General features: G+C 69.7%; 15 protein-coding genes, 1 tRNA gene and 2 pseudogenes. 11 read left to right on the forward strand and 7 right to left on the reverse strand.

The features are described 5' to 3' along the window. Nucleotides 1-132: 132 nt before the first annotated feature. Genes ACN28G_RS20550 through argS form a run of 3 tightly spaced genes read right to left on the reverse strand, consistent with a single transcriptional unit; the run spans nucleotide 133 to nucleotide 4533 of the window. Complete coding sequence (locus ACN28G_RS20550) at nucleotides 133-1443, reverse strand: homoserine dehydrogenase (RefSeq protein ID WP_421480949.1); 1311 nt, start codon at nucleotides 1441-1443, stop codon at nucleotides 133-135. Between the two features lie 8 nt (nucleotides 1444-1451). After that, entirely contained in the window at nucleotides 1452-2837 is a 1386-nt protein-coding gene (gene lysA, locus ACN28G_RS20555; protein WP_421480146.1) for a diaminopimelate decarboxylase, read from the reverse strand. A gap of 31 nt (nucleotides 2838-2868) precedes the next feature. Further along, a complete protein-coding gene (argS, locus tag ACN28G_RS20560) occupies nucleotides 2869-4533 on the reverse strand; it encodes an arginine--tRNA ligase (RefSeq protein ID WP_091443048.1) in 1665 nt (554 codons plus the stop codon). A gap of 99 nt (nucleotides 4534-4632) precedes the next feature. On the opposite strand from argS, the gene ACN28G_RS20565 reads away from it, so the two are divergent. The 8 genes and pseudogenes from ACN28G_RS20565 to ACN28G_RS20600 all read left to right on the forward strand — a co-directional run bounded on the left by ACN28G_RS20565 (nucleotide 4633) and on the right by ACN28G_RS20600 (nucleotide 10435). Then, nucleotides 4633-5475: a DUF3105 domain-containing protein gene (locus ACN28G_RS20565; RefSeq protein WP_091443052.1), complete on the forward strand. Its 843-nt coding sequence runs from the start codon at nucleotides 4633-4635 to the stop codon at nucleotides 5473-5475. A 16-nt stretch (nucleotides 5476-5491) separates the two neighbouring features. Continuing rightward, on the forward strand, nucleotides 5492-6157 hold the full coding sequence (locus tag ACN28G_RS20570; RefSeq protein WP_091443056.1) for a DUF305 domain-containing protein: 666 nt from the start codon (nucleotides 5492-5494) through the stop codon (nucleotides 6155-6157). Nucleotides 6158-6406: 249 nt separating this feature from the next. Next, the gene (locus ACN28G_RS20575) at nucleotides 6407-7099 is read left to right on the forward strand and encodes a winged helix-turn-helix domain-containing protein (protein WP_091443059.1); all 693 of its coding nucleotides are present in this window, start codon (nucleotides 6407-6409) and stop codon (nucleotides 7097-7099) included. Nucleotides 7100-7163: 64 nt separating this feature from the next. Continuing rightward, nucleotides 7164-7238: transfer RNA gene (locus ACN28G_RS20580), tRNA-Arg, on the forward strand. Between the two features lie 328 nt (nucleotides 7239-7566). Next, nucleotides 7567-8583, forward strand: coding sequence for an arsenic resistance protein (locus ACN28G_RS20585; protein ID WP_421480147.1), 1017 nt, complete (start codon nucleotides 7567-7569; stop codon nucleotides 8581-8583). Further along, nucleotides 8580-9821, forward strand: coding sequence for a multidrug effflux MFS transporter (locus tag ACN28G_RS20590; RefSeq protein ID WP_091443061.1), 1242 nt, complete (start codon nucleotides 8580-8582; stop codon nucleotides 9819-9821). Before ACN28G_RS20585 ends, ACN28G_RS20590 begins: the two co-directional genes overlap by 4 nt. A 34-nt stretch (nucleotides 9822-9855) precedes the next feature. Continuing rightward, nucleotides 9856-10071, forward strand: a pseudogene (locus ACN28G_RS20595) (type II toxin-antitoxin system RelE/ParE family toxin); the annotation flags it as partial. A gap of 46 nt (nucleotides 10072-10117) precedes the next feature. Next, entirely contained in the window at nucleotides 10118-10435 is a 318-nt protein-coding gene (locus tag ACN28G_RS20600) for a helix-turn-helix domain-containing protein (RefSeq protein ID WP_421480148.1), read from the forward strand. A gap of 48 nt (nucleotides 10436-10483) precedes the next feature. Here the strand turns inward: ACN28G_RS20600 and ACN28G_RS20605 are convergent, their stop codons facing one another. The 3 genes from ACN28G_RS20605 to ACN28G_RS20615 all read right to left on the reverse strand — a co-directional run bounded on the left by ACN28G_RS20605 (nucleotide 10484) and on the right by ACN28G_RS20615 (nucleotide 20405). Next, complete coding sequence (locus tag ACN28G_RS20605) at nucleotides 10484-10762, reverse strand: hypothetical protein (RefSeq protein WP_421480149.1); 279 nt, start codon at nucleotides 10760-10762, stop codon at nucleotides 10484-10486. 263 nt (nucleotides 10763-11025) lie between these two features. Next, the gene (locus ACN28G_RS20610; protein WP_421480150.1) at nucleotides 11026-11448 is read right to left on the reverse strand and encodes a hypothetical protein; all 423 of its coding nucleotides are present in this window, start codon (nucleotides 11446-11448) and stop codon (nucleotides 11026-11028) included. A 119-nt stretch (nucleotides 11449-11567) separates the two neighbouring features. Further along, nucleotides 11568-20405, reverse strand: coding sequence for a DNRLRE domain-containing protein (locus ACN28G_RS20615; RefSeq protein ID WP_421480151.1), 8838 nt, complete (start codon nucleotides 20403-20405; stop codon nucleotides 11568-11570). Between the two features lie 436 nt (nucleotides 20406-20841). On the opposite strand from ACN28G_RS20615, the gene ACN28G_RS20620 reads away from it, so the two are divergent. The 3 genes and pseudogenes from ACN28G_RS20620 to ACN28G_RS20630 all read left to right on the forward strand — a co-directional run bounded on the left by ACN28G_RS20620 (nucleotide 20842) and on the right by ACN28G_RS20630 (nucleotide 24922). Continuing rightward, nucleotides 20842-21891, forward strand: coding sequence for a YncE family protein (locus ACN28G_RS20620; protein WP_421480152.1), 1050 nt, complete (start codon nucleotides 20842-20844; stop codon nucleotides 21889-21891). Between the two features lie 178 nt (nucleotides 21892-22069). After that, nucleotides 22070-22600: pseudogene (locus tag ACN28G_RS20625) on the forward strand (TetR/AcrR family transcriptional regulator); the annotation flags it as partial. 147 nt (nucleotides 22601-22747) lie between these two features. Continuing rightward, on the forward strand, nucleotides 22748-24922 hold the full coding sequence (locus ACN28G_RS20630; protein ID WP_421480153.1) for an MMPL family transporter: 2175 nt from the start codon (nucleotides 22748-22750) through the stop codon (nucleotides 24920-24922). Between the two features lie 140 nt (nucleotides 24923-25062). Here ACN28G_RS20630 and ACN28G_RS20635 read toward each other — a convergent pair whose 3' ends face one another. Continuing rightward, entirely contained in the window at nucleotides 25063-26319 is a 1257-nt protein-coding gene (locus ACN28G_RS20635) for an erythromycin esterase family protein (RefSeq protein WP_421480154.1), read from the reverse strand. Nucleotides 26320-26417 lie beyond the last annotated feature (98 nt).

Consider the following 26417-nt stretch of genomic DNA (forward strand, 5'->3'; position numbering starts at 1 on the left):
TCGGTCACACCCGCCGTGACCCACCTGGCGGGACGTCCCGCCCGTACCACCGGAGCACGTCCGGTGCTCCCCCACTGGTCCGCGCCGGCGCGCTGGCTGCCCGACGGCACCCGGCGCGCCGGCCCGGACGCGTCACACCGCGCCCTCGACCCGCAGCACGCTGGTGACCGAGCGGACGGTGTCCAGACCACGCAGCTCACCCACGGTCGCGGCGAGCGCCGCGTCCGGTGCCACGTGCGTGACGATGACCAGGTCGGCGTCCTCACCCCGGCCGCTGCCGGCCTCCGCCGAGCCCTGCCGCACGGTCGCGATCGACACGTCGTGCCGGGCGAAGACGCCGGCCACCGCGGCCAGCACGCCCGGCCGGTCGGCCACGTCGAGGCTGATGTGGTAGCGGGTGAGCGCCTCGCCCATCGGCCGGACCGACAGGTCGGCGTACGCCGACTCGCTGGCCGCGCGGGCCCCGGCGAGCCGGTTGCGGGCGACCGCGACCACGTCGCCGAGGACGGCGCTGGCCGTCGGCGCCCCACCGGCGCCCCGGCCGTAGAACATCAACTGGCCGGCCGCCTCGGCCTCGACGAAGACCGCGTTGAACGCGTCACCGACGCTGGCCAGCGGGTGGCTCAGCGGGATCATCGCCGGGTGCACCCGGACGCTCACCGTCTCGCCGCCCTGCGGGTCGACGCCCCGGGCGGCGATGCAGAGCAGCTTGATGGTGCAGCCCATCGCCTTGGCGCTGGCCATGTCCGAGGCGGTCACCTCGGTGATGCCCTCCCGGTGCACGTCGGCCGCGCCGACCCGGGTGTGGAAGGCCAACGAGGCCAGGATGGCCGCCTTGGCCGCCGCGTCGAAACCCTCCACGTCGGCGGTCGGGTCGGCCTCGGCGTACCCGAGCTCGGTCGCCTCCTCCAGGGCCTCGGCGAACCCGGCGCCGGTGGCGTCCATCGCGGAGAGGATGAAGTTGGTGGTGCCGTTGACGATGCCGGTGACCCGGTTGATCCGGTCCCCGTGCAGCGACTCACGCAGCGGCCGCAGCAGCGGGATCGCGCCGGCCACGGAGGCCTCGTAGTAGAGGTCGGCACCGCCCTCGGCGGCGGCGTCGTGCAACGCCCCGCCGTCCTCGGCCAGCAGGGCCTTGTTGGCGGTGACCACGCTCTTGCCGGCCCGCAGCGCCTCCACCAGCCAGGTCCGCGCCGGCTCGATCCCGCCCACCATCTCGACCACGACGTCCACGTCGTCGGACTTGATCAGGCTGAGCGGGTCGGTGGTGAACAGGGCCGGGTCGACCGGCAGGTCGCCCCGGTCCCGGCCGAAGCGGCGTACGGCGATGCCGGCGATCTCCAGGGGGGCGCCGATCCGCGCCGCGAGGTCGGCCGACTGGGCGTGCAGCAGGCGGACCACCTCGCTGCCGACGGTGCCACAGCCGAGCAGGGCCAGGCGCACAGGTGACGTCATCCCACATCCAATGCGAGCAGGTCTTCTTCGGTCTCCCGCCGGACGATCAGCCGGGCCCGGCCGTCGCGGACCGCGACCACCGGCGGGCGGGGAACATGGTTGTAGTTGCTGGCCATGCTCCGGCAGTAGGCACCGGTGCCGGGCACCGCGACAAGATCTCCGGGCTGTACGTCGGCGGGCAGGAATTCATCCTTCACCACGATGTCCCCGGACTCACAATGCTTTCCCACCACGCGGGCCAGCAGCGGCGGGGCGGTGGAGGCCCGGGAGGCCAGGGTCGCCGAGTACGAGGCGTCGTAGAGCGCGGTCCGGATGTTGTCGCTCATCCCCCCGTCCACGCTGACGTAGGTCCGGATCCCGTCGACGTCCTTGACCGTGCCCACCTCGTAGAGGGTGAACACGGCCGGCCCGACGATGGCCCGGCCCGGCTCGATGGACAGGTGCGGCACCGCGAGCCGTTCCGCCGCGCACTCCCCGTCGACGATCTTGCGGAGCCGTTTGGCCAGGTCGGCCGGGGTCGACGGGTCGTCCTGGGTGGTGTACGCGATGCCGAAGCCGCCACCGAGGTCCAGCTCGGGCAGCTCCACCCCACGGGCGTCGCGGATCTGGGCCTGCAGGGCGAGCACCCGCCGGGCGGAGACCTCGAACCCGCTGGTGTCGAAGATCTGCGAGCCGATGTGCGAGTGCAGACCGCGCAGCTCCAGCACGTCCTCGTCGAGAATGCGCAGCGCCGCCGCGATCGCCGCCCCGCCGGCCAGGGAGAAGCCGAACTTCTGGTCCTCGTGGGCGGTGGCGATGAACTCGTGGGTGTGCGCCTCCACCCCGACGGTGACCCGGATCAGCACCTTGGGCCGCACGTCCCGCTCCCGGGCCAGCGCGCTGAGCCGGTCGATCTCGGTGAACGAGTCGAGGATGATCCGGCCCACCCCGGCGTCCAGCGCCCGGGTCAGCTCGGCCACCGACTTGTTGTTGCCGTGGAAGCCGATCCGCTCGGCCGGCATCCCGGCGGCCAGCGCGGTGGCCAGCTCACCGCCGGTGCAGACGTCGAGGAAGAGGCCCTCCTCGGCGATCATCCGGACCACCGCCCGGCAGAGGAACGCCTTGCCCGCGTAGTAGACGTCCTCGGTCGGGAAGGCAGCCCGGAAGTCCCGGCAGCGGCTGCGCAGGTCGTCCTCGTCCAGCACGTACACCGGGGTGCCGAACTCGGCGGCGATCTCCCGGACGCCCAGGCCCGCGACGGCGAGCGCGCCGTCGGCGGCCCGCGCCACGTTGCCCGGCCACAGTCGCGCCACCAGGTCGTTGACGTCGCCCGGGGTACGCAGCCACGGCGGCCCCGAGTTGCCGAGGTCACCGTGCAGCGCGCCGGCCTCGTGTGCCCGCATCAGTCCCGCCCTCCCGTGGTGTCCACCGCGCTCACATCCGTTCCGGGGCGGAGACGCCGAGCAGGCGCAGCCCGTTGGCGATCACCGTACGGGTGGCGTCGTTGAGCCAGAGCCGGGCCCGGTGCAGGTCGGTGACCTCCTCGTCACCGCGCGGCAGGATCCGGCAGTTGTCGTAGAACCGGTGGTACGCCCCGGCCAGCTCCTCCAGGTAGCGGGCCACCCGGTGCGGCTCGCGCAGGTCGGCGGCGGCGGCCACCACCGCCGGGAACTCGGCGAGCGCCTTGAGCAGCTCGTTCTCCTTGTCGTGGTCGAGCAGCTCGGGGCGGAACGCGTCGGCGTCACCCCGGGTCAGCCCCACCTCGGCGGCGTTGCGCCCGACGCTGGCGGTCCGGGCCGCGACGTACTGCACGTAGTAGACCGGGTTGTCGCGGGTGGCCCGGGTCCACAGCTCGACGTCGATGTCGATCGGGGAGTCGCTGGAGTAGCGGGCCAGCACGTACCGGGAGGCGTCCACCCCGATCGCGTCGACCAGGTCCTCCAGGCTGACCACGGTGCCGGCGCGCTTGCTCATCCGCACCGGCTCACCGTCGCGGACCAGGTTGACCAGCTGGCCGATGAGGATCTCCAGGTTGACCGCCGGGTCGTCGCCGAAGCAGGCCGCCATCGCCTTCATCCGGCCGAGGTAGCCGTGGTGGTCGGCGCCCAGCATGATCACGACCCGGTCGAAGCCGCGCTCCCGCTTGTCCAGGTAGTAGGCGCAGTCGGCGGCGAAGTAGGTCCACTCGCCGTTGGACTTGCGCAGCACCCGGTCCTTGTCGTCGCCGAAGTCGGTGGTCCGCAGCCAGGTGGCCCCGTCGGCCTCGAAGAGGTGGCCCTGCTCACGCAGCCGGGTCAGGGCGTGCTCAAGCTCACCCCGGTCGTGCAGGTCCTTCTCGTTGAAGTAGGTGTCGAACTCCACCCCGAAGGAGCGCAGCGACGCCTTGATCTCCTCGAACATCAGCGCGACGCCCTCGGCCCGGAAGACCTCCTGGGCGGCGGCCGGGTCCAGGGTGCCCACCTCGGGCCGCTTCGCCCGGACCTGCTCGGCGATCTCGGCGATGTACGCCCCGCCGTACCCGTCCTCGGGGGCCGGCTCGCCCCTGGCCGCAGCCAGCAGGGACCGGGCGAACCGGTCGATCTGGGAACCGGCGTCGTTGAAGTAGTACTCGGTGCCCACCTCGGCACCGGTGGCCCGCAGCAGCCGGCTCAACGCGTCACCGACGGCCGCCCAGCGGACCCCGCCGATGTGCACCGGGCCGGTCGGGTTGGCCGAGACGAACTCCAGGTTGATCTTCTGGCCGGCGAGCACGGCGCTCTCGCCGTACGCCGGGCCGGCCTCGACGATCGCGCGGGCCAGCTGGCCGGCGGCGGCGGCGTCGAGGCGGATGTTCAGGAAGCCCGGACCGGCGATCTCCACCGATTTGACGCCGGATGTCCGGCCGAGCTGCTCGGCCAGGGCGGTGGCCAGCTCCCGGGGCGGGACGCCCACCTTCTTGCTCAGCTGAAGGGCCAACGTCGAGGCGTAGTCACCGTGCTCGGGATTGCGGGGTCGCTCCACGGCGGTCCGCCCGGGCAGTGCGGCGCGGTCCAGCCCCCGCTCGGCGAAGACGGCGTGGGCAGCGGAGAGTACGGCCTCGGCTAGTTCAGCAGGAGTCACCGAACCATGTTATCGGGGGTAGACTCGGTCCCCGCGGCGGCGACCCCGTACCCGACCCGACCCGCCCGCTCCCCTGACCGACCGACCTGACGAGGCCCGATGAGCATCAGTACCCCGGGCGGCAACCAGCGCCGTCCGTCCGTGGTCAGCACCGGCAAGAAGCCGGCGGCTGGCCGGCCCGCCGCCGGTGACAAGCCCACGGCCAGCGCCAAGACCGGGGCCAACGCCAAGACCGGGGGCAAGGCCGGTGCCGGCAGGCCGGGCAACCGCGCCGGTGGCGGCAAGGGCCGCAAGATCACTCCGGTCAAGGTCAGCCAGGGCCGCGCCTGGGGCCCGATCGCGCTCTTCGTCGCCGTCGGGGTCCTGGCCACCGCCATCATCGGGTACGGCGCTTGGGCGTCCTTCCAGGGCTCCAAGCCGTGGGAGGACCGGGCCGACGGTATCGAGGGCATCACGAACTTCCGCAAGACCGACCCGGAGCTGGTCAAGGGCAGCAACCACCAACCCGGCTCGGTTCAGTACGCCCAGTCCCCGCCGGTGGCCGGGCCGCACAACGACAGCTGGCAGAACTGCATGGGCGACGTCTACGACGCTCCGATCGCCAGCGAGCACGCGGTGCACAGCCTGGAGCACGGCGCGGTGTGGATCACCTACCGCCCGGACCTGCCGGCCGACCAGGTGACGGCGCTCGCCGAGAAGGTGCGCGGCAACGAGAAGATGATGCTCAGCCCGTTCCAGGGCCAGGACAAGCCGATCTCGTTGCAGGCCTGGGGCTACCAGCTCAAGGTGGACAACGCCGACGACAGCCGGATCGACGAGTTCGTCAAGACGCTGCGGGTGAACGCCTCGATCGAGGGCCCGAACGCGCTCTGCTCGCAGGGCATCACCGCCACCGGGACCACCCCGCGCGACGGTTCGCAGATGCCGCAGACGCAGGGCTGACCAGGGAGAAGAGCCGATGACCGTACCCGTGACCGCCGACCGCGACGAGGTCGAGACGCCGGCCGCCGCCGACGGGGGCCGATCAACGCCCCGCCGGTTCGGCACCGCGGTGCTCGCCGCCGCCGTCGTGGTCGGCCTGCTCCTCGGGTACGCCGGCGGCCTGCTCACCCCCGGGCTGACCCGCCCCGGCGACAACTCAGCCGAGGCGGGTTTCGCCCGGGACATGACCACCCACCACGCCCAGGCGGTGGCCATGGGGCTGATCGCCTACCAGCGCGGCACCGACTCCGAGGTTCGCCAGATCGGGGTGGACATCGCGCTTGCCCAGCAGGGCGAGATGGGCACCATGCAGACCTGGCTGCGCTCGTGGGACCTGGACCCGGCCGGCTCACAGCCCCGGATGGCCTGGATGGACGGGGCCGAGATGGTCAACGAGGGGCTGATGCCCGGGATGGCCAGCACCCAGGACATGGCCCGACTGGAGACCGCCCAGGGCCGGGAGCTGGACGTGCTCTTCCTGGAGCTGATGATCACCCACCACATGGGTGGCATCCACATGATCGACGGGCTGCTGGAGCGCAGCGACGAGCCGGACGTGGTCCGGACCGCCCAGACCATGAAGAACACCCAGCAGACCGACCTGACCAATCTCCGCAACGCGCTGGAGCGGCTGAAGTCCTGACCCCGCCCACCACCGCGACAGCAGGGTGGGGTGGCCCGAATCGATGCAACCAAGTATTGACTCCGCCCGGAGGGGCCGATTCTTTCCAAGATCTTTCACGGCATGACCACGTTGAGGACGGCCGCCCGGTCCCGCTGGGCCGGTCAGGCAGCATGGGTGGGTTATGGGCGTTTTGCTCGATTGTGCCGGTTGGGGGTTTTTCTACCCACATATCGTGACCAGGAGTGATTCGGGCTCGTTGCGCAGGACGTGGGGGTTGCACTCAGAGACGCGCGGCGGTCGGTGACCAGTTGGTGCCGACGGCACACCATCGGCGGTGACGGGACGGTGGCAGCCGTCCGTCGCGGACATCGGCAGGGCGAGCCGGGAACGCTCAGCCGCGAACAGGAACTCGAACTCATCGACGTGCTGCGGGGGGTCCACCCCGACGAGTTCGGGCTGGACGAGGAACTCTGGACCCGGCAGAGCCTGGGCGCCCTGATCCAGCGCCGGTTCGGCCTGGCGTTGGAGAACGGCGCGGTCGGGGCGTACCTGCGGGCCTGGGGTTTGGGGCCACGCGAGCCGCGCGAGCGGGCCTGCGGGCTCTGCGTCGGCGCGGTCGAGCACTGGGTACGCCTGGAGTACCCGGCCATCACCCGGGCCGCCCAGGACCACCTCGCCGAGGTCTACTGGATCGGCCGGGTACGCCTGCGCGGCACCATGCCGGCGGCGGACATGATCTCCGCGGTGTCGTCCCGGGGTCGGGTGCGTTTCATGATCACCACCCCGTCGGTCGACCCGCCACTCCCCCGCGACTTCGTATTGCGGCTCAGCGGCGCGCAGGAGCGGCCGGTACACCTGATCATCGACGGCTCCTGGCCCCGCAACGAGTGGCCTCGCCGGCTGCCCCGTCGGATCGCGCTGCACCCGCTACCCAGCTGCGGCCGACCGCTCGCCGCCTGAGCCCGACACCGGATACCGATTCGGCGATCGGGGAGGACCTTTGCTAGTCTTCTCCAGTCGCTGAGCCCCCGTAGCTCAGGGGATAGAGCACCGCCCTCCGGAGGCGGGGGCGCAGGTTCGAATCCTGCCGGGGGCACCAGGATCGACCAGCACGAAGAACCCCCTGACCAGGCAACATTCGGTCAGGGGGTTTACTCGTGCGGCCGGCCGTCAACGGCCTTCGCGGGTGTCTGTGCCGAGGGCGTGCCGACGTTCAGCGCGGTTTCCGGCGCGGCCTGGAGCCGCGGTTGATCGACCCTCTGGGCGAGCACGATCCCGGACGCCGGAGCTACCCGACCCCGGCCGGCAGGTTCCGCCGCTGACCCCGTTCCCCCGCCGAGGTCGGCTCGACGTGGGGTGGCGACGTCGGAGGGTATCGTGCCGGGGTACCGCGCCGCACGACCTGCCAGGGAGTCTGTGATGGATGCATGCTGACCTCCGGACGGGGCGTGGTCGGCGGGAAGGGCGGGCTCTCCGGACGGAACGTTGTCGCCGGGATGGAGCGGCACCAGGTCGTGGTCTACCTGGGCGCGATCGTCGCGGGGGCGGTGGTGGGCTGGCTGGCCCCGGGCGCCGGCCCCGCACTGGAACACCTGATCAACCCGGTCCTGGGCACCCTGCTGTACGTCACGTTCCTGCAGGTCCCGGCGAGGCGGCTGCTGGCCTCGCTGCGGGACGGGCGGTTCGTGGCGGCGACGCTGGTGGTCAACTTCCTGGTGGTGCCGCTGGTGGTGGCGGCGATGTTCGTGGCGCTCCCCGCCGACCAGGCGGTCCGGATGGGGGTGCTGCTGGTCCTGCTCACCCCGTGCGTCGACTACGTGATCGTGTTCAGCCGGCTGGCCGGTGGCAGCAGTGAACGCCTGTTGGCGGCCACGCCGCTGCTGCTGATCGCGCAGATGCTGCTGCTGCCGGCGTACCTGCTGGTGTTTCTCGGTGGGGAGCTGGCCGACGCGGTCGAAGCCGGGCCGTTCGTCCGGGCCTTCCTGGTGTTGATCGTGATCCCGCTGGCGCTGGCCTGGACGACGCAGGCCTGGGCGGGACGACGCCGGGCCGGGATGGTGGTGACCGGGGCGTTCGGGGCCACGATGGTCCCGCTGATGGCCGCGACGCTGTTCGTGGTGGTCGCCTCCCAGGTGCCGAAGGTGGGCGAGGGCTTCGCCGAGGTGGTCGCCGTGGTGCCGTTCTACCTGCTGTTCCTGGTGGTGATGGCGGTGGCCGGGCTGGGCGTGGCCCGGGTGTTCCGGCTGGACGTGGCGGCGCGGCGGGCGGTGGTCTTCAGCGGTGCGACCCGCAACTCCCTGGTGGTGCTCCCGCTGGCGCTGGCCCTGCCCGAGCAGCTGGCGCTCGCCGCGGTGGTCGTGGTGACCCAGACCCTGGTGGAGGTGGTGGGCATGGTGGCCTACGTACGGCTGGTCCCCCGGCTGGTCAAGGAGGATCCCCGGTGACCGCGGCGCAGCAGACCGACGGCACACTCGGCAAGGCCCACCCGGCCGCACCCGCGCGGGCCCCGTCGCTGGTGGCCCTGATTCTCCTGCTCGGGGTCGGCCCGTTCGCCACCGACGCCTACATCGCCGCCCTGCCGGAGCTGCAACGTTCCCTGCCGACAAGCGCGGCCGTCGCCCAGCTCACCCTGACCGCGTTCATCGTCGGGTTGGCCGTCGGGCAACTCCTCCTCGGCCCGCTCAGCGACGCCTGGGGACGTCGGCGGATGCTGCTGGTCGGCTGCGCCCTGTTCGCCGTCGCGTCGGTGGTCTGTGCCGTCGCCCCGAACGGCCCGGTCCTGGTGGCGGCCCGCCTGGCGCAGGGCATCGTGGCCGGCGGCGGGGTGGCGCTGGGCCGAGCCACGGTCACCGACACCCACCGGGGTGACCGGGCCGCCGCCACCTTCGGCCTGATCACCTCGGTCACCTTCCTCGGCCCGGTCGTCGCCCCGGCCGTCGGCGGGTTGATCCTCGCCCACGGCACCTGGCGTACGGTCTTCGCCGCGCTGGCCGGGCTCGGCGTGGCGATGTTCGTCGCGGTCTTCCTCGGCATCGCCGAGACACTACCGGCGCACCGCCGCCAACCCGCCGGCCTGCGCCAGACCGGCGCACGCCTGGCCGACCTGGCCGGAGACTGGTCGTTCATGCGGCACGTCGCCCTGGTCGGCCTGGCCGTCGGCGGCTTCTTCGTCTACATCGGCGGGTCGTCGTTCGTCTTCCAGTCGGCCTTCGCGGTCAGTCCGTCGAGGTACACGATCATCTTCGCCACCAACGCCGCCGCGATGGCCGGCGCCGGGCTGCTCTTCCGGATGCTGGTGTTCCGGGTCGGCGCGCTGCGGCTGCGTACCGTCGGGGTGACCGCCTCCACCCTGGCCGCGCTGGGGCTGCTCGCCGCCGCCCTGGTCGACCCGGCCCGGGTGCCGCTGGCCGTGCCGTGGGCTCTGCTCTGTGTCGTCGTCGGCGGCATGGGCTTCACCATGCCGGCCACCACCGCCCTCGCCCAGGAGGCCGGCCGGCGCTCCGCCGGCACCGCCGCCGCCCTGCAGGGCGGGCTCAGCTTCCTGGTGGGCGCGCTGGTCACGCCGCTTACCGGTCTCCTCGGGTACGACACCCTGCTGCCCATGGCCGCGTCGATGGCGTTCTTCTTCGTCGCCGCCTCCGTCCTGCTGTGGGCGATCTCGCGCCCCCACCCGAGCACCTGATTGCGCCTTGTATAGCATCCGCTATACTTCGAAAATGGCTACGGGCGAGTGGGAGATCTACCTCGTCAACGAGGTACAGGAGTGGATCGACAGCCTCGATCCACTCACCCACGCCCGTGTCGTGCACACCATCGACCTGCTCGCCGACGCCGGCCCTGGGCTGGGCCGGCCGCTGGTCGACACGATCCACGGATCGTCGATCGCCAACCTCAAGGAGCTGCGCCCCGGCACCGTACGCATTCTGTTCGCCTTGAGATCTACCTGAAGGAACGCGCCGAGGAGAAGGGCCGACAGCCATGAGCAGCTACGTACGCTGGCGCGACATCCGCGCTGCTCACGTCGAGCGTGCCGGCGGCGAGCAGGCCGTCGAAGAAGGCAGGCAAGAACTACTCGCCACCGTGGTCGGACACCGCCTCGCCGAGATACGCCGCGCCCGCAGCCTGACCCAACAGCAGGTCGCCGACCGCATGGGGGTCACCAAAGGCCGCGTCTCCCAGATCGAACAAGGCAAGATCTCCGGCCAAGACATCGTCGCCCGCTACGCCGCCGCCCTCGGCGGACGCCTCCACCAAGCGATCTACTTCGACGACGGCGACATCGCCGCCATCGCATAGCTCAACCAGTACGCCAGTGTCCGACTGGCTCCACACCGTCATAGGGGATCATAAGCGGCCCGGCTGACCGCTCAGGCCTTCGACATCGGCGGACCGACCCCGGTCATCTTCCCACAACGGGTGACCACCCGTCGCGATCACCGCACCCGTCGCCGACCCCGCATCCCCATCGGTGTCGACAGTGACCTCGACCAGCTGCTTCTCGCCGTCACCGACGATCAGATCCACCACCGGACGCGCCTCGGTGACACCCAACTCCGGATCCGTGGCAACAACCTCGTCACCGACCTCGACGTCCTCGATCGCCCGGTAGCCACCGTCGGCCATCAGGACCGTGGTACCCGGCACGAAACTGTTCGTCCGGCAACTACCACCCTTCGACGCTCTTCTACACCAACGGTCATGGCCCAGACATGGTCGAAATCCTCCTGTCCCATGCTGAAGCTCCGCCAGGGCAGGCCCTGGCGGAGCTTCTTACTGCATCGTGATTCGTGATTTATTCAAGTAGACGTAGTGCCCGACTCTTACAAATCGCGAGGATAGGTTCTCAATTCCGGCACCCTTAGCTCACGATTCGCACATCGGATCACTTACGCCATCATTGAGTCCTCATCAAAACCAAGTTCATCTTCGATGCATAGCGCCACTGCAGCATGCCAACGAATCAAACCTGGCCACGAATCAGTCGTCATCTCTGCCAGATATCGACGCGCCTCATCGGAATCCAGCTCACTCAGAGCAAGTATCGCCTTCTGGCATAACCAGTAGGCGGGAGCATCAGATTCAAGGGAACGTTTGACGACTCGGAATATCACACCCGCCGCATCGGCCGCCATTAACTCGCCGAGGATATCGACAAGGTCCTCCTGATTGAGGCCAGCATGGTTCGTCTCAAGCAGATCCATTATGACCCGGCTGAGACCGGGAGCATGCAACTTCGCGCCCAAGTTCGCGAAACGCTCGACCTTACCCCAGTCGCATGCCGCTGCTGCAACGCGAATCCAGCGCTCCACAGAGTCGACGGCTCCCGGGAATCGACCCTGGACAGCGTAGACAACCTCATCAGTAACAGGACCTCGAACGAGGTGAGCGTCTACCGCCTCAGCAAGCGCGGCATCATTCTTTGGAAGCATCACCAATCGCCCATTCTCCTGAAACCAACAATCCTAGAGTTGAACACATTGACAGAACCTGGCCTCAGCCCAAAAGTTTCGAACCCTCGTTCCATTTTTAGATGCACAGATCGAACATCTTGACCAATATTTCCTGGAAGCTTCCCCGCCCCGATAAGCGCATCGCGAGTGCCCGGCTGCATGTCATACTGAACCAATACGGAATACTTCTCCGCGTTACGACCACCGCGCCGCGAGAATCGATCCCGCAGGCCTCCCAGATATGAGCGCGACTGGGTAACAAAGTTTTCTGTTCCCCTGACAGTTATCTCGCCGTTGTCTCCGAGTTGCTTGAACTCCTTCTCGCTCATCGCTCGATAAAAGGTCTCATTGCAGTTGTGTACGAGGACCGGTGCGTCGCCTGCTGCCACATAGTAGGTGTGGATGCCGTCGATGGTGAGGTTGTGGACCCGGCGGGTCTCGGTCCACTGCCTGGTCGAGACGACCTCGACCAGGTCACCCGCCGCGGTCCGGACATCGTCACCAGCCCGCAGGTCCTCGGCGTCAACGAAGCGACCCCGGTCGTCGACCCAGAACGGGTGACCACCCGTCGCGATCACCGCACCCGTCGCCGACCCCGCATCCCCATCGGTGTCGACAGTGACCTCGACCAGCTGCTTCTCGCCGTCACCGACGATCAGATCCACCACCGGACGCGCCTCGGTGACACCCAACTCCGGATCCGTGGCAACAACCTCGTCACCGACCTCGACGTCCTCGATCGCCCGGTAACTACCGTCGGCCATCAACACCGTGGTACCCGGCACGAAACTGTTCGTCCGGCAACTACCACCCTTCGACGCCGCCGTACCACCACCGGCAGACTTCGCACCACCACCACCACCACCGCCGGCGGACTTCGCCGCACCACCACCGCCGCCAGCCTTCGCGGGGCCGGCCGAACCGCCACCGCCGGCCGACTTTCCGCCGGTCGCGCCACCACCACCGGACGACGCCTTCGCCGGCGACGGAGCCGCCCTACCACCACCCTGCGCCGCATTCGACGCCGCCTTCGCACCACCACCAGCCGCATCAGCACCCTTCGACGCCGACTGCGCCGCATCAACCCCCTTCGCCGCGTACTTCGCACCCTTCACCGCCGACGCCCCGTACCCCGCAAACGGCACCGCCGACGCCGCCGACAACGCCGCATTGCCGTAGTCACCCTCCGCCGCATACCAGGCCGCATTCGCCAGGTCCGCAACCTCACCCACACCCGGCACCAGACCCGCCACATCCAACGCCGCGTGACCCACATCGCTCAACGAGAAGTGACCGTCGATCTCCACCTGGGTGATCGGGTTGCCACCACCGAAGGCGTACCGGTTGTTGGTGAACGGGTCGGTCGCCAGGTCCATGTCGGCCAGCGCGCCGTTGTACTGGTCCTGGGTCAGGAACCGGTTCAGACCCGGGTCGTAGTTGCGGAACCCCATGTCGTAGTCGCCGGTCGACTGGTCGAACCGCTTACCGTTGAACCGGTACGCGTTGTACGGCTCCCGGTCCGGATCCTGCGGGTTCGACGCGTCCGGCTTGTCCACCCCGGTGAACTGCTCGTCGTCGTTCTGCCCGTACGCCGTGTAACCGTACGTGGCCCGCGAGTCACCCTGCTCGTCGCTGATCTGCTCGACGTCGGTGTGCGGGTTGTAGCCCTGGTACGACGTCTCGAAACTGCCGTCGTCCTTGAACTTCGCCTGCGACAACAGTTTGCCGTCCGGGCCGTACTGGTAGGTCTTACGGAGCTGACCACCCTCCTCCTCGGCCAGCACCTGCTCGGTCAGACCGATGTAGGTGAAGTCGGTGGTCTCGCCATCCTTCTTACGGGTCTGCTGCCGGTCCAGCGGGTCGTAGGTGTACTCGGTAGTCCCGCCCGGGGTCTTCTTGTGCTCGACGGTCCGGTCGAAGCCGTCGTAGGTGTACTTCTCGGTCTCGGTGCCCGACAGCAGGGTGCGCGACTGCCGACCGAAGTCGTCGTAGGTGTAGGTGGTGGTGAACCCGGAAGTGACCGAACTCTTCAACCGGTTGCGGTCGTAGTCGAACGTCGTGTCGACGTTCTTGATGGTCTGCTCGATGACGTTGCTGTTGGCGTCGTGCACGTACTCCTCGGTGCCGGCGCCGTGCCCCGTCTTCGTCTGCTTGCGGATCCGGTCCCGCGGGTCGTAGGTGTAGGTCGTGGTGGAGTCCAGGGTGGCCGTCTTGTTGTCGGCGTTCTGCTTCTTCGCCACGTCCTTCGACCGGTGGCCGTTGGGGTCGTACTCCAGGGTGTGCTCGTTGACCACGGTCGTGCCGTTGGACTTCTTCTCGACCTGGTGGCGCAGCTTCTGGTCGAGGAAGTAGTCGTAGGTGACGGTGTTGCCGTTGCCCTTCTTCTCGGTCGACACCTGGGCCCGCTTGGTGTAGGTCCAGGTCGTCGTCTTGGCGTCGGGGTCGCTGTCGTTCTTGCCGTTGACGACCTTCGAGACCAGGTCACGGGCGTCGTACTCGTACGTCGAGTACGTCTCGTCGTGGATGCGCTTCTTGAGGTTGTCGTTCGGCTCGTACTCGTAGCGGGTGGTGTTCTTGACCGTGCTGTTGAGCTTCTCCTCGACCTTGGTCATCCGGTTGACCACGTCGTAGCTCATCGCGTAGACGTCGATCTTGGCGTCGGTGCTGGCGTCCCGCATCTCGGTGAGGTTCGCGTTGACGTCGTAGTCGAAGCTGAAGCTCTTGCGCGGGGTACCACTGCCCTTGCCGTCGTCGGACTGGGTCTTCTGCTTACCGTCGGGGAAGAACGTCCAGTTCATCTGCCGGGTGGCGTTGTTCGCGCCGATCACCTTGCGCGAGGTCTGGTTGCCGACCGCGTCGTAGTCGTACTCGGTGCGGATGTCCCACGGGTCCTCGCTGGAGCGGTTCCAGCCGTTGTCCCAGTAGGTGTAGCTGGTGACCGCCCGGGTGGTCTCGCCCTCCGACGGCGGGGCGCTGACCTCCTTGGTGTTGCCGACCCGGTCGTAGGTGTAGATGGTCGTGTCCGCGGTGCGGTACGCCGTTCGTGAGTCGTTCGGGTCGTACGGCTCCCGCTGCTCCTTGACCCGGTTCAGCACGTCGTAGACGGTGACCTTGGTGAAGTCGTTCGCGGTGTCGGTGGCCACCCCGCGCGGCGACTCGACCCGGGTCTGGTTGCCCACCTCGTCGTAGCCGTACCGGGTGGTGCGGTGCGTGATGGTGCCGTCGACCAGCTTGTGCGGGACGTCCTGCTGCTCGACCATCGACCGTGGGTCGTACTTGATCAGCGTGCGGTTGCCGTCCTGGTCCACCTGCACGGTCGGGTTGCCGTCCCGGTCGTACTCGGTCTTCGTGGTGTGCCCGAGGGCGTCGGTGACCACGGTGGGCCGACGGTTCTGGTCGTAGTCGAACTTCTGGGTGAAGTCGTTCGGGTCGGTGCTGGCGGTCTTGCGCTGGTCGTCGATGCGGCGCAGGTTGCCGACGTTGTCGTAGTACGCCTGGACCCGGCCACCGGCGGCGTCCAGCCCCTCGGTGAGCTGGTTCAGCTCGTCGTAGGTGTAGCTGGTGGTGAAGTCGTCGACAGTGGTGGTCAGGTTGCCCTTGGGCTCGGTCTCCTTGAGCAGGTTGCCGACGTTGTCGTAGCGGTAGGTGGTGATCCGCTCCGGCGCGGTCGAGCCGTCCTTCGGCTCCTTGACCCAGGCCAGCCGGTCCACCGGGTCGTGCCCGGCCTCGGTGACCGCGCCGTTGGCGGCCTCCTCGCGTACGACGTTGTCGTTGCGGTCGTAGGTGGGGCCGGGGGTGAAGATGTACGCGTTGTTCGCGGCGTCCTTCGGCTCCCGCGAGCTGCCCGGCCGACCGAAGACGTCATAGGTGTACGTCGAGACGTGGTCGTCGGCGTCGGTGATCGAGACGACGTTGCCGACCCCGTCGTACTCGTAGGTCTCGGCGAGGTTGAGCGCGTCGACGATCCGCTTCGGGTACCCGACCGGGTCGTACTGCTCGTACTTCGTGGTGTTGTCGTTGGCGTCGGTCGAGGTGAGCTGCTGCCCCCAGGTGTCGTAGGTGTAGACCGAGGTGTAGTCGCCGACCGTCGCGGTGGAGGTGCCCTTGGGGTCGGTGACCGAGGTCAGGTTGCCGTAGTTGTCGTACCCGAACTCGTGTCTGCGCCCCTGCGGGGAGGTCTTGCTGGTCAGTTCGGCGGTGTGCCCGTTGAGGCCGAACCGGTACCCGTACTGCTGCGCGGCGGTCCCGTTGCGGTTGGCCTCCGGGTCGCGCGTCTCCAGCGGTACGCCGGTCTTCTCGTCGTACACCCAGGTGGTGACCGCCCCGTCGTCCTCCTCCAGGCGGCGGACGTTGTTGTCGGCGTCCCAGGTCAGTTCGGTCTGGTGGCCCTTGGCGTTGGTCATCACCGTCGGCCGGCCGTAGCCGTCGATCAGGTAGACCGAGGAGTGCCCGTTGGCGTCGGTGACGGTCGAGGAGACGAACGAGCCGGTGCTGCCGTCGGGGTCGGTGTAGCTGAAGCCGGTGGCCTTGTCGGCCCGGTCGGTGAGCGTTCTGACCCGCCAGCGGAGCAGGTCACCGGCGGACTGCGGCTCGTAGGCCAGCCGGGTGCCGCCGCCGCGCGGGTCGTCGACCCGGACCAGCTTCTGGTTGGTGATGCCGGCGGTGGTGTCGTAGAAGAAGTTGAACGGCTTCTCGCCCGGGTGCCCGGCGCCGTCGACCAGCTGCCGCAGCATGCCGTCGGTGCCGTAGGTGAAGGTGATCCGCCGGCCGTTGATGTCGGTGATCGAGCGGAGCTGGTTGACGATCTGCCGGTTGGTCAGGTTGGGCACGCCGGTCTGCTTGACGTTGCCGGCGAAGACGTCGTGGCTGTCGCCGGTGGCGAAGTAGTCGAAGGTGAGCGTGCGCCGGCCGGTGGTGTCGGTGAGGTACTTCAACACGCCGGTGTTGCGGTTGGTCCCGCCGCTGCGCTCGTAGGTGAACCGCAGCTCGTTGCCGTTCTTGTCGACCACCGCGGTCTGGTAGCCGTCGACGTCGAAGTAGAACCGGCTGCGGTCGGGACGGGTCAGCACCCAGGTGCGCATCGGGTCGTCGTCGCTGTGGCGCTGCAGGTAGAGGTGCACCCCGGCGGGGCTGTCGTAGTCCCAGTCGGCCTCGTTGGTGCTGCCGTGCTTGTTCAGCTCGTAGAACTGCCCGGTGCCGTCACCGTCGGTCAGGGTGATCTTCGCCGGCCAGCGGGCGGTCCCGCCGGTGAAGGCAAGTGGCGAACCGAGCCGGGCCACGCTGGAGGTGGAGAGCGACCAGCCGTACCCGATGTAGGAGTTCGAGGTGTCCCGGCTGTTGTACGACAGCCGGACGAACGTCGACACCCCCCGGCTGGGGTTGCTGAACGCGTTGTAGCTGAACACCGCGTTGCCGGAGAACTGGTTGACCATCACCGTCGAGCCGGCGCCGGCGTTCTCCCCGGTGTACTGGTAGAACTTCTCCAGGCCGAGCTGGTCGGAGGTGGGATCCTCCACGGTGACGTTCTGGGCCAGCGGGGCGATCCCCCACACCTGCGACAGCCACTGCCCGGTGGTCCGGTTGCGCAGGTCCCACTTGAGCACGAAGGCCTGCCGGGTGTTGCCCTGGTCGGTGCGGACCGGCGTCATGATCTTCGCGTCGACGGTGGTCACCGCGCCGGGGGCGAGGTCGGTCGGGAAAGGGGTCTCCCGCCGGTTCTCCGCCGTGGTCACGTCGGTGCCGTCGGCCAACTCCCACCGGTACGACAGCACCCAGTCCGCCTTCGGCAGCGCCGCGGCGAGCGAGTTGGTGACGGTGACCGGGGAGGTGTACTCGTCACCGGGGATCATCCGGGACGGCACGGTCGGCGCGTGGTAGGTGTTCTCGGTGGCCGGCGCGGTGTAGACCACCTCCAACCGGGGACGCTGCCGGATGTCCGGCACCTCGCCGGAGTTGAACAGCACCCGCTGGGTCGGGGTGCTCTCGTTGGTCAGCCGGAACAGCACACCCTTGTTGCTTGTCGGGTTGTCGATCCAGCCCTGCACCAGGTTCGTCGCGGCCCAGTTCTGCCAGCGCGGGTCGACGCCTATCGAGTTGACAGTGGCCGTCGGGGTGGCCGTGTAGTCGCCACCCGGGGTGGTCCAGTTGGTGCCGGTGGCCGCCGAGTTCCACGAGGCGGTGGTCTCGTTGAAGTCCCGGGTCAGCGCGTGCATCTGGAACTTCGCGCCCCCGTCACCCTCGGAGTACGCGCCCCAGAGGCCGACCTTGGCCGAGAGCACCCGGGTGCCGGTGGGCAGCCCGGTCATGCTCGGCCACTTCACCACCGCCCGGCTGGTGCCGAACTTCACCCCGTTGTTGCCGACCTGGATCAGGCCGCCGCCGTCGAGCACGTCGTGCCCGGTGGTGGGTTCCTTGCTGGTCAGCGTGGTGTCGGTGGAGTTGCCCTGGAGCACCCGGACGATGTGGCCGGCCTTGGGCAGCTGCACCTGCTCGGTCGGAGACGGGATCAGCTGACCGTCGCGGGTCCTGACCACGATCATGTAGTAGAAGGGCGCGCCGAACTCGCCTGCCGTGTTCGCCGGGGTGGGCGTACCGCTGGTGTCGCTGTAGCTGGTGCGGTCCTTGCCGACCGGCGCTACCAGGGTCCGGTCGGAGGGGACGAAGCTCTGCGCGGTGCTGCGGTGCACCTGGTACTCGACGATGTCGTCAGGGGTGTCGGCACCCGGCGACGGGTCGGCGTAGGCGCTCCAGGCCAGCTCCGCGCCGGTGGCCCGGATGGTGGTCGGCAGCTGCAGGGTGACGCCGGGGCGGCCCCAGGTCAGCAGCAGGGTGGGAAAGTTGTCGGTCTCGCCGCCGTAGGCGTTCTCCGCGCCGGAGTAGCGCGGACCGCCACGGACCTGCGACTCGTCGCGGACCTTGAGCATGAAGCCGTGGTTGGTCTGCGGGGCGTTGAGCCAGCCCTGCACGATCGACCGGACGCTGAAGTTGTGCCAGGTGTGGACCTGGTCGACGCCCTTGGTGTCGGTGGCCCGCTTGACCAGCCGGACCCCGTCGGCGACGACCGTCTTGTTGGCCACGTCGCCGAGCACCACCTTGTGCGTGGTGCCGGCGTTGAACCGGTACGAGCCGAGGGAGACCCAGGTGCCATTGCCGGAGCCGGTGGTCTGGTTGACCGCCTTGGCGGTGGTGCCGCCGACGTGGTGCACCGTGTAGGGGGCGTTGGTGGCCCGGTCCGACCCGGCGACGTAGTGCACCTGCACGTCGTAGTCGCCGGTCTCGGTCACCCGGGGCACCCAGCTGAAGGTGTCCCCGGTGGTGGCGCCGCTGTTGGTGCGGTACGCCCCGCCGAGGGCCGAGGTGGCGGCCACCGTGGACCACGATCCGGTGGCGGCGGTCTTGCCCGGATCGGCGTTGTCCACCTGCTCGGTGTTCGAGCCCACCTCGCCGAGCGCGGTGTTGATCGAGTTCCAGGTGACGGTGTTCTCCGCCCACGGCGCGGTGACCCGGTGCGCGTCGACCGGGACGGCGTACTGGTCGGCGTCGTTGCTGGTGGTCTGGTCGAAGTGCATCCGGAGCTGGGCCGAGTCGAGCTGGGTACCGGCCGGCACCTCGGTCAGCGGGAACTTGACCAGACTGCGGAACGTCGCGGTGGTGCTGCTGGTGACCTCGTTGACGCCGACGGAGAGCCGCCACAGGGTGTCGTAGTTCTCGTTAGGCGCGTACTTGTTGATCATGCCGTCCTGGGCCTGGCCCACCTGCGGCTGCACCTTGATGGTCGGGTCGATGACCACCGGGTACTTCCGGTCGGCGGCGCGCAGCCAGTCACTGTCGGCGGTGATGGTCAGGCTCAGCCGGTCACCGGTGCCGGTCAGGGTCTGGGTGACCTGGTCGCTCCAGGTCTGCCCGACCGGGGAGGCAGCGTCCGGGCGACTGTCGTACATGTACGGCCGGGGCAGGTAGAACAACGGCCGGCCGTCGGCGTCGGCGGCGCGGAAGGAGACCGACCCGTCGGGGTTCGCGCTCGCCCGGACCCCGTCCAGCCGCAGGTCGAAGCGGTACGACACGTCGCCGGCCGGCGGCCGGTCCAGGACGATCTTCTCCTTCAGGGAGGTGGCGGTGACGTCGTAGGTGACGTCGGCGTCGCCGAAGACGTCCGGATGGGTGACGCTGCTGCCGGTGACCTTCGGCTTGCTGGCCCGCGCCGGGCCGGCCGCGCCGACGGTGACCGTCCGGCCACCGAGGTCGTACTCGACAAGCCGGCGGGTGTCGTCACCGAAGTGGCTGGCGAAGGTGTTGGCGGTGCTGGCGTACGGGTAGCCGGCCCGGTCGCTGCGCCGGACCTGGGTGTCGATGTCCTGCCAGCGGCCCTTGTCGTCCCGGTAGTGCACCGGGTGGACGGCCACCTCGGCCTGCTGCCGGCCGTCGGCGAGCTGGTAGACCTTGCGTTCGGCGGTCCGTTCGGCGACCTTCTCCCGGACCCGCTTGGCCGCCGGCAGGACCTCGCCGGCCGGCAGGTGCCCCGGCTCGGGCAGCACCCGGCCCGGCCCCGGCGGGGTGTCGGCGATCGGCCGGCCCCGCACCGGCGACCCGCCGGCAGCGGCCTGACCGGCGGCGGTGCCGTCGGTGGCCGGTTGACCGGCGCCGCCGTCGGTGGCCGCCCGGCCGGCTTTTTCGTCGGTCGCCGCGCCGGCCGCGCCCGGCCGCTCCTGGGTGGGCTGCGGCACCGCGACCGGCCCGGTCGCCAGCAGCAACAGCCCTAACGCCGCGGCGGCCAGGACGGTACGGCGGTGCCGCCGCCGGGATCTCCTCGGAATCATGTACGGGTCTCCTCGGTAGGAACGGATCGCGCGCCGAAAGTGCGTTGACAGCGCAGCCGGAATCGCCACGTCGCCCGGTGAAAAATGGGCACGCGGAATCTCCTCTGGCCACCCCTGGCCACAGGATGTCGATTGGCGGAAAGAAATGTCTCCCATCTTGGAGACACGTCGACACACGCGTTGCAGCGCGCGTCGGACCGAGCAGACCCGGCCCCCCGTGGTGTTGACACTGCCGTTGGTTGCTGCCGGGAAACTATCAAACACGGTGGGTGGTGGCAATGACGAATCTGGATGGAGAGGCGGCCTTATGTCCTTTTTTCGGGGGAGCCGATCACTCTCCCCACCGACCCTGCGAACGACTGGGGAATGTGTATAGCCTGCCTCCGACCGAGCAGATCCCGGTCAGGTCCGCTGATTCCACACGGGGGAGACAGTCGTGCAGAAGTCGATGTTCACCGCCTATCTGGGAGTCGCCGTGCTGGCCACGGCCACCCTGGCCACCGTCGGCGGCACGCCCGCCACGGCCGACAGCGCCACCCCGCTCGGCCTGCCGGCGTACGGCGACCACGTGGTCGACGACGACCACGGGCACGTCTTCGTCAGCGGTGGCCCCACCGGCAACGGGGTGGTCGTCACCAACCGCTACGGCGGCGTGGTCAAGACGATCACCGGTCAGTACGGCGCGACCGGCCTGGCCCTGGACGCACCCCGGGACCGGCTCTACGTCGCCAACGCCGCCGGGGACGCGGTCTCCGTCATCGACCTGCACTCCCTGACCGAGATCGATCGCATCCCCACCGGTGCGCAGACCTGTCCGACCCACCTGACCCGTACCGGCGAGGTGCTCTGGTTCGGCTACGGCTGCGAGGGCACCTGGAACGGCGGTATCGGCCGCATCGAGTTCCCCGAGCCGGAGCCGCCGGCCGAACCGCAGGTCACGCTCAACCGGCAGGGGTCGACGGCCTTCCAGCGCGCGCCCCTGGTCACCGCGCACGACGACTGCGCCGGCCCGCTGGTCGCCGGCCAGCCGTACCTCAGCCTCTCCACCGTGTACGTCTACGACGTCGACGACGCCCACGAGCTCGACACCCGGACCTCGGGCACCGCGCCGGGCAGCAACCTGTACGACATCGCCCTCGACCAGCGGGGCGAGATCCTGTTCACCGGGGCCGGGTCGCGCAACAACGCCCCCGCATACAGCACCGAGGACCTCTCCGGCCGGGGTTCGTACCACAGCGGTTACCACCCGCTGGCCGTCGCGCCGACCGCCGACGACCTGCACATCGCCGTCGGCGTCCGGGCCACCGGCGACGACGTCTACGTCTACGAGCTGGGCGGGGTCATCCCCACCGAACGCCTCGACCTGACCGGCGACGTGCTCGCCCCACGCGGGCTGGCCTGGTCGGCCGACGGCGACACCCTGTACGCGGTGAGCGAGCCCCCGGCCGGCGGCTCACCCACCCTCCATGTGGTGGACGTTTTCTGACGGTCACCCCCCGACGGCGATCGGGTGTCACCCTGGAGGGTGGCACCCGATTCGTCGTCCCACCCGTCGCCACCCGTCCCACGGTTCACAACCCGCTGTGGCGCACGCCACGATTCTGACCGATCGGTCAGGCTCTGACCGATCGGTCAGGCATTCTGGTGCCCGGGAGGTGGCCGACATGGCTCGGGCGGTACCGGAGACGCGGGACGAGATCCTCGCCGCGGCGGCGCGGCGGTTCGCCGTGTCCGGCTACAAGGCCACCTCGTTGCAGGACATCGCCCGCGAGGTGGGCTGCTCGAAGGCCGCCGTGCTCTACCACTTCGCCAGCAAGGAAGCCCTGCTCGGTGAGCTGATGGGGCCCGCGATCGCGGGCTTCCAGGCGATGGTCGACCGGCTCACCTGGCTGACCGGCACCGTGGCCCAGGAGGCAGCCGTCAACGGGTTCGTCGACCTGGCGGTGCGGTTCCGGCGGGAGATCGCCCTGCTCGGTGCCGACCTGCCCGAACTGCTGCTGCACCCCGAGTTCAGCCACGTGCACCAGGGGACCGAACGGTTGATCGCGGCACTCGCCGGCTCCGACCGACCCACCGCCCGGATCGCCGCGCTGGTCCTCCTGGCCGGGATCGCGCACAGCTGCCCCGAGTTGGTCGACGTACCCGACGACGAGCTGCGCACCGCCCTGCTGGCCGTGTCGCGGCGCGCCGTCGAACCGGCCGACCCGCCCGGCACATCCACCGGACACCCCGGCGCGCCGGCCGGCCACGTCGCCGCGTCGACCGACCACTCCGGCGCACCGGCCGGAAGACCCACACCGACCACCTGACCCGTCACACCCAACCCGAGGACAAGGATCTCCATGGCGACCCTGTTGTACCGGCTCGGCCGGGCATCGTTGCGCCGCCGGCGACTCGTCGTCGCCGTCTGGCTCGTCGTACTCGTCGGACTCGGCCTGGCCGCGGCGACCCTGCGCGGCCCGATGTCGAGCAACCTCTCGATGCCCGGTACCGAGTCGCAGCGCGCGCTCGACCTCCTCGCCGAGCAGTTCCCGGCGGCCAGTGGGGCCACCGGCACCATCGCCCTGAAGGCCCCGACCGAAGGGGCCCTGGCCAGCCCGGAGGGGCAGGCCGTGGTCCAGGGCCTGGTCGAGGAGGCCAGCCAACTGCCCGGCGTGGTCGGCGCGGTGAACCCGCTGCAGGCCGGGGCGGTCTCCCCCGACGGCCGGTACGCGCTGGTCCAGGTGCAGTTCGCCGAGCGGGCGGACAGCGTCACCGAGGAGCAGCGGGAGGCGTACGGCGAGGTCGGCGCGACCGCCGAGCAGCAGGGCTGGGAGGTCGCCCCCGGCGGTGAGGTGCTCGCCGGCGTACCGGAGATCGGCTCCTCCGAGGCGCTCGGCGTGCTGGTGGCCGCCGTCGTCCTGGTGATCACCTTCGGCTCCCTGGTGGCCGCCGGGATGACCATGCTCAACGCGCTGATCGGGGTCGGGGTCGGCATGGCCGGCCTGTACGCCCTGAGCAACGTCTTCGAGATGACCGACGTCACCCCGGTCCTGGCGCTGATGCTCGGCCTCGCCGTGGGCATCGACTACTCTCTGTTCATCACCTCCCGGCACCGACAGAACCTCATGCAGGGGCTCGAACCCGACGAGGCCGTCGGCCGGGCGGTCGGCACCGCCGGCTCGGCGGTGGTCTTCGCCGGGGCCACCGTGATCATCGCCCTGGCCGGTCTCTCCGTCGTCGGCATCCCGTTCCTCAGCGCGATGGGCCTGGCCGCAGCGGGTACGGTCACCGTCGCCGTGCTGGTCGCGATCACCCTCCAGCCGGCCCTGCTCGGCTTCGCCGGCGCCCGGGTGCTGCCCCGCAAGCTGCGCCAGGGCAGCGGTGACGACGCCTCGACGCACCCCGCCGCACCCGAGAACCGGAACACCTTCGGCTTCCGCTGGGCCGGTTGGATCACCCGGTTCCGAATTCCGGTGATCCTGGCCGGGCTGCTCGGTCTCGGCCTGCTCGCCGTACCGGCGTTGGACATGCGGTTGGCCCTGCCGGACGACAGCACCGCGCCCGCCGGATCGGCGGCCCGGGAGAACAGCGAGTTGATCCGGGAGGGCTTCGGCCCCGGCTTCACCGGCCGGCTCGTGCTGGTCGTCACCGGTGACCAGCCGCAGGCCGTCCAGGCGGCGGTCCCGCAGGTCACCCAGGCCATCCAGGGCACCCCCGGGGTGGTCGCCGTGGCGCCGGCGCAGTTCAGCCCGGCCGGCGACACCGCGCTGCTGGCGGTCATCCCGCAGTCCGGGCCGACCGACCAGGCCACCGAGGACCTGGTCCACGACATCCGGGCCACCGTGGCCGACGTCGACCAGGTCGACGTACTGCTGACCGGGGTCACCGCCATCGGCATCGACGTCTCGGAGAAGCTCGCCGACGCGATGCCGGTCTACCTGCTGATCGTGGTCGGACTGTCGATCCTGCTGCTGATGCTGGTGTTCCGCTCGATCCTGGTGCCGGTCAAGGCCGCGCTGGGCTTCCTGCTCACCGTGGCGGCCACCTTCGGGATCACCGTGGCGGTGTTCCAGGAGGGGACCCTGTCCGGGCTGGTCGGCCTGGACACCCCCGGGCCGCTGATCAGCTTCCTGCCGATCCTGCTCATCGGCATCCTGTTCGGACTGGCCATGGACTACGAGGTCTTCCTGGTCTCCCGGATGCGGGAGGACTTCGTCCACGGCGACACCGCCCAGCAGGCCACCGTCAACGGCATGGGGCACGGCGCCCGGGTGGTCACCGCCGCCGCGCTGATCATGATCTCGGTCTTCGGTGGTTTCGTCTTCTTCCTCGACGACCCGGTCATCAAGTCGATCGGTTTCGCCCTCGCCGTCGGGGTCGCGATCGACGCCTTCGTGGTCCGGATGACCATCGTGCCGGCGGTACTGTCGCTGCTCGGTGACCGCGCCTGGTGGCTGCCGCGCTGGCTGGACCGGATCCTGCCCAACGTGGACATCGAGGGCGAGAAGCTCCGCGCCCGCCTCGACCCCCAGTAGGTGAAAGGAAGGGCCCCCTGTTAACGCTTTCTGTTGCACAGGGGGCCCTTCCTAACAGCCGAGGGGCGCGGCGCGACAGCTGAGGGGCCACGTCGTGACAGCCGAGGGGCCGTCGCGGCAGTTGAGAGGCCGCGTCGCGCTCAGACACCGGAGGGCCAGGTCTCCAGCTCTCCGGGAAACGACACGGCGGGCAACGGGTGCAGCGGCGTGGTCTCGTCACACCAGACGAACCCGTCGTACCGTTGCGCCAGCCGGGTCGGCACGTAGTTGCCCCACGACTCGAAGCTCGGGTCGTACACCACCCCGATCGCCCGGTGGTCGACGGTCCCGGTCGCCCAGTCCGGCTCGTCGGGGCCGTCGAAGACCAGCACCGCCCGCTCCGGCAACAGTTCGTGCAGTCGCTGCTCGACCGAGCCGGGCCGGGCCGGCGGCACCGGCATCGTCTCGGCCGCCGACCCCCACCCCGGAGCGGCGATCACCGCCCCCCGGTACGCGCCGAAGCCGATCAGCGCCACCGCGTCGGCACCGTGCCGCTCCCGGGCCAGCTGACCGATATTGACCATTCCGTCGGTACCCATGTCGGTGGCCCGCGCATCGCCGACATGGGTGTTGTGCGCCCAGACCACGCCCCGCGCGCCGTCGCCGTACCGGTCGAGCAGCCGGTCCAGGGTGTCGGCCATGTGGGTGTCCCGCACGTTCCACGACTCCGGCCCGCCGCCGACCATCGTCCGGTAGTAGCGTTCCGCGCCCGCGACGACCTCCGCGTTCTGCCAGGCCGAGAAGCGGTCCGGGCCGTCCGATGTGGCGTGTTCCCGGGTACGCGCGAGCAGGCGGATCACCTCCTCCTCGCAGCGCGCCGAGACGAACCGGCTGGCCATCCCGTACTCCTCGATCCGCTTGCCGTACGGCTCGAAGCAGCGGTACGCCTCCTGCGCCGCCTCCAACGAGGTCGGGTCCTCCTCGCCGAGGTAGTCGAAGATCGCCTGCATCGACTCCCAGAGGCTGTACACGTCGAGTCCGTGGAAGCCGACCCGCGCCGACGCCGGCCGGTCCAGGTTCCACGCCCGCAGCCACCGGCAGAACCGGGCCACCTCGGCGTTGGCCCACATCCAGGTGGGCCACCTGTCGAACCGCTCCAACGCGGTACGTGGATCGGCCGCGCCGCCGGGCGCCCCGATCACCGACCGGTTCACCCGGTCGCAGTCCGGCCAGTCCCCCTCGACCGCGACGAAGGAGAACCCGCACTCGGCGATCAACCGCCGGGTGAGCTGTTCGCGCAGTCGGTAGTAGTCGTGGCTGCCGTGGGTGGCCTCGCCGATCATGACCACCCGGGCGTCCCGGACCCGCTCCAGCAGCGGATCGAAGTCACTCGGCGCGCCGAGCCGCTGTACCAGCATTCCGCCGGCTACCCGCCCCCCATCGGGGCAAACCGGCGTGAAGACCGCCCGAACGGGTAGCCGACGCGTGCCGCAGCTGTAACGAGCGTCCCGCGCGG

Origin of the sequence: Micromonospora sp. WMMA1923 (assembly GCF_049179195.1) — a bacterium.
Taxonomy (GTDB): Bacteria; Actinomycetota; Actinomycetes; order Mycobacteriales; family Micromonosporaceae; genus Micromonospora; species Micromonospora yangpuensis.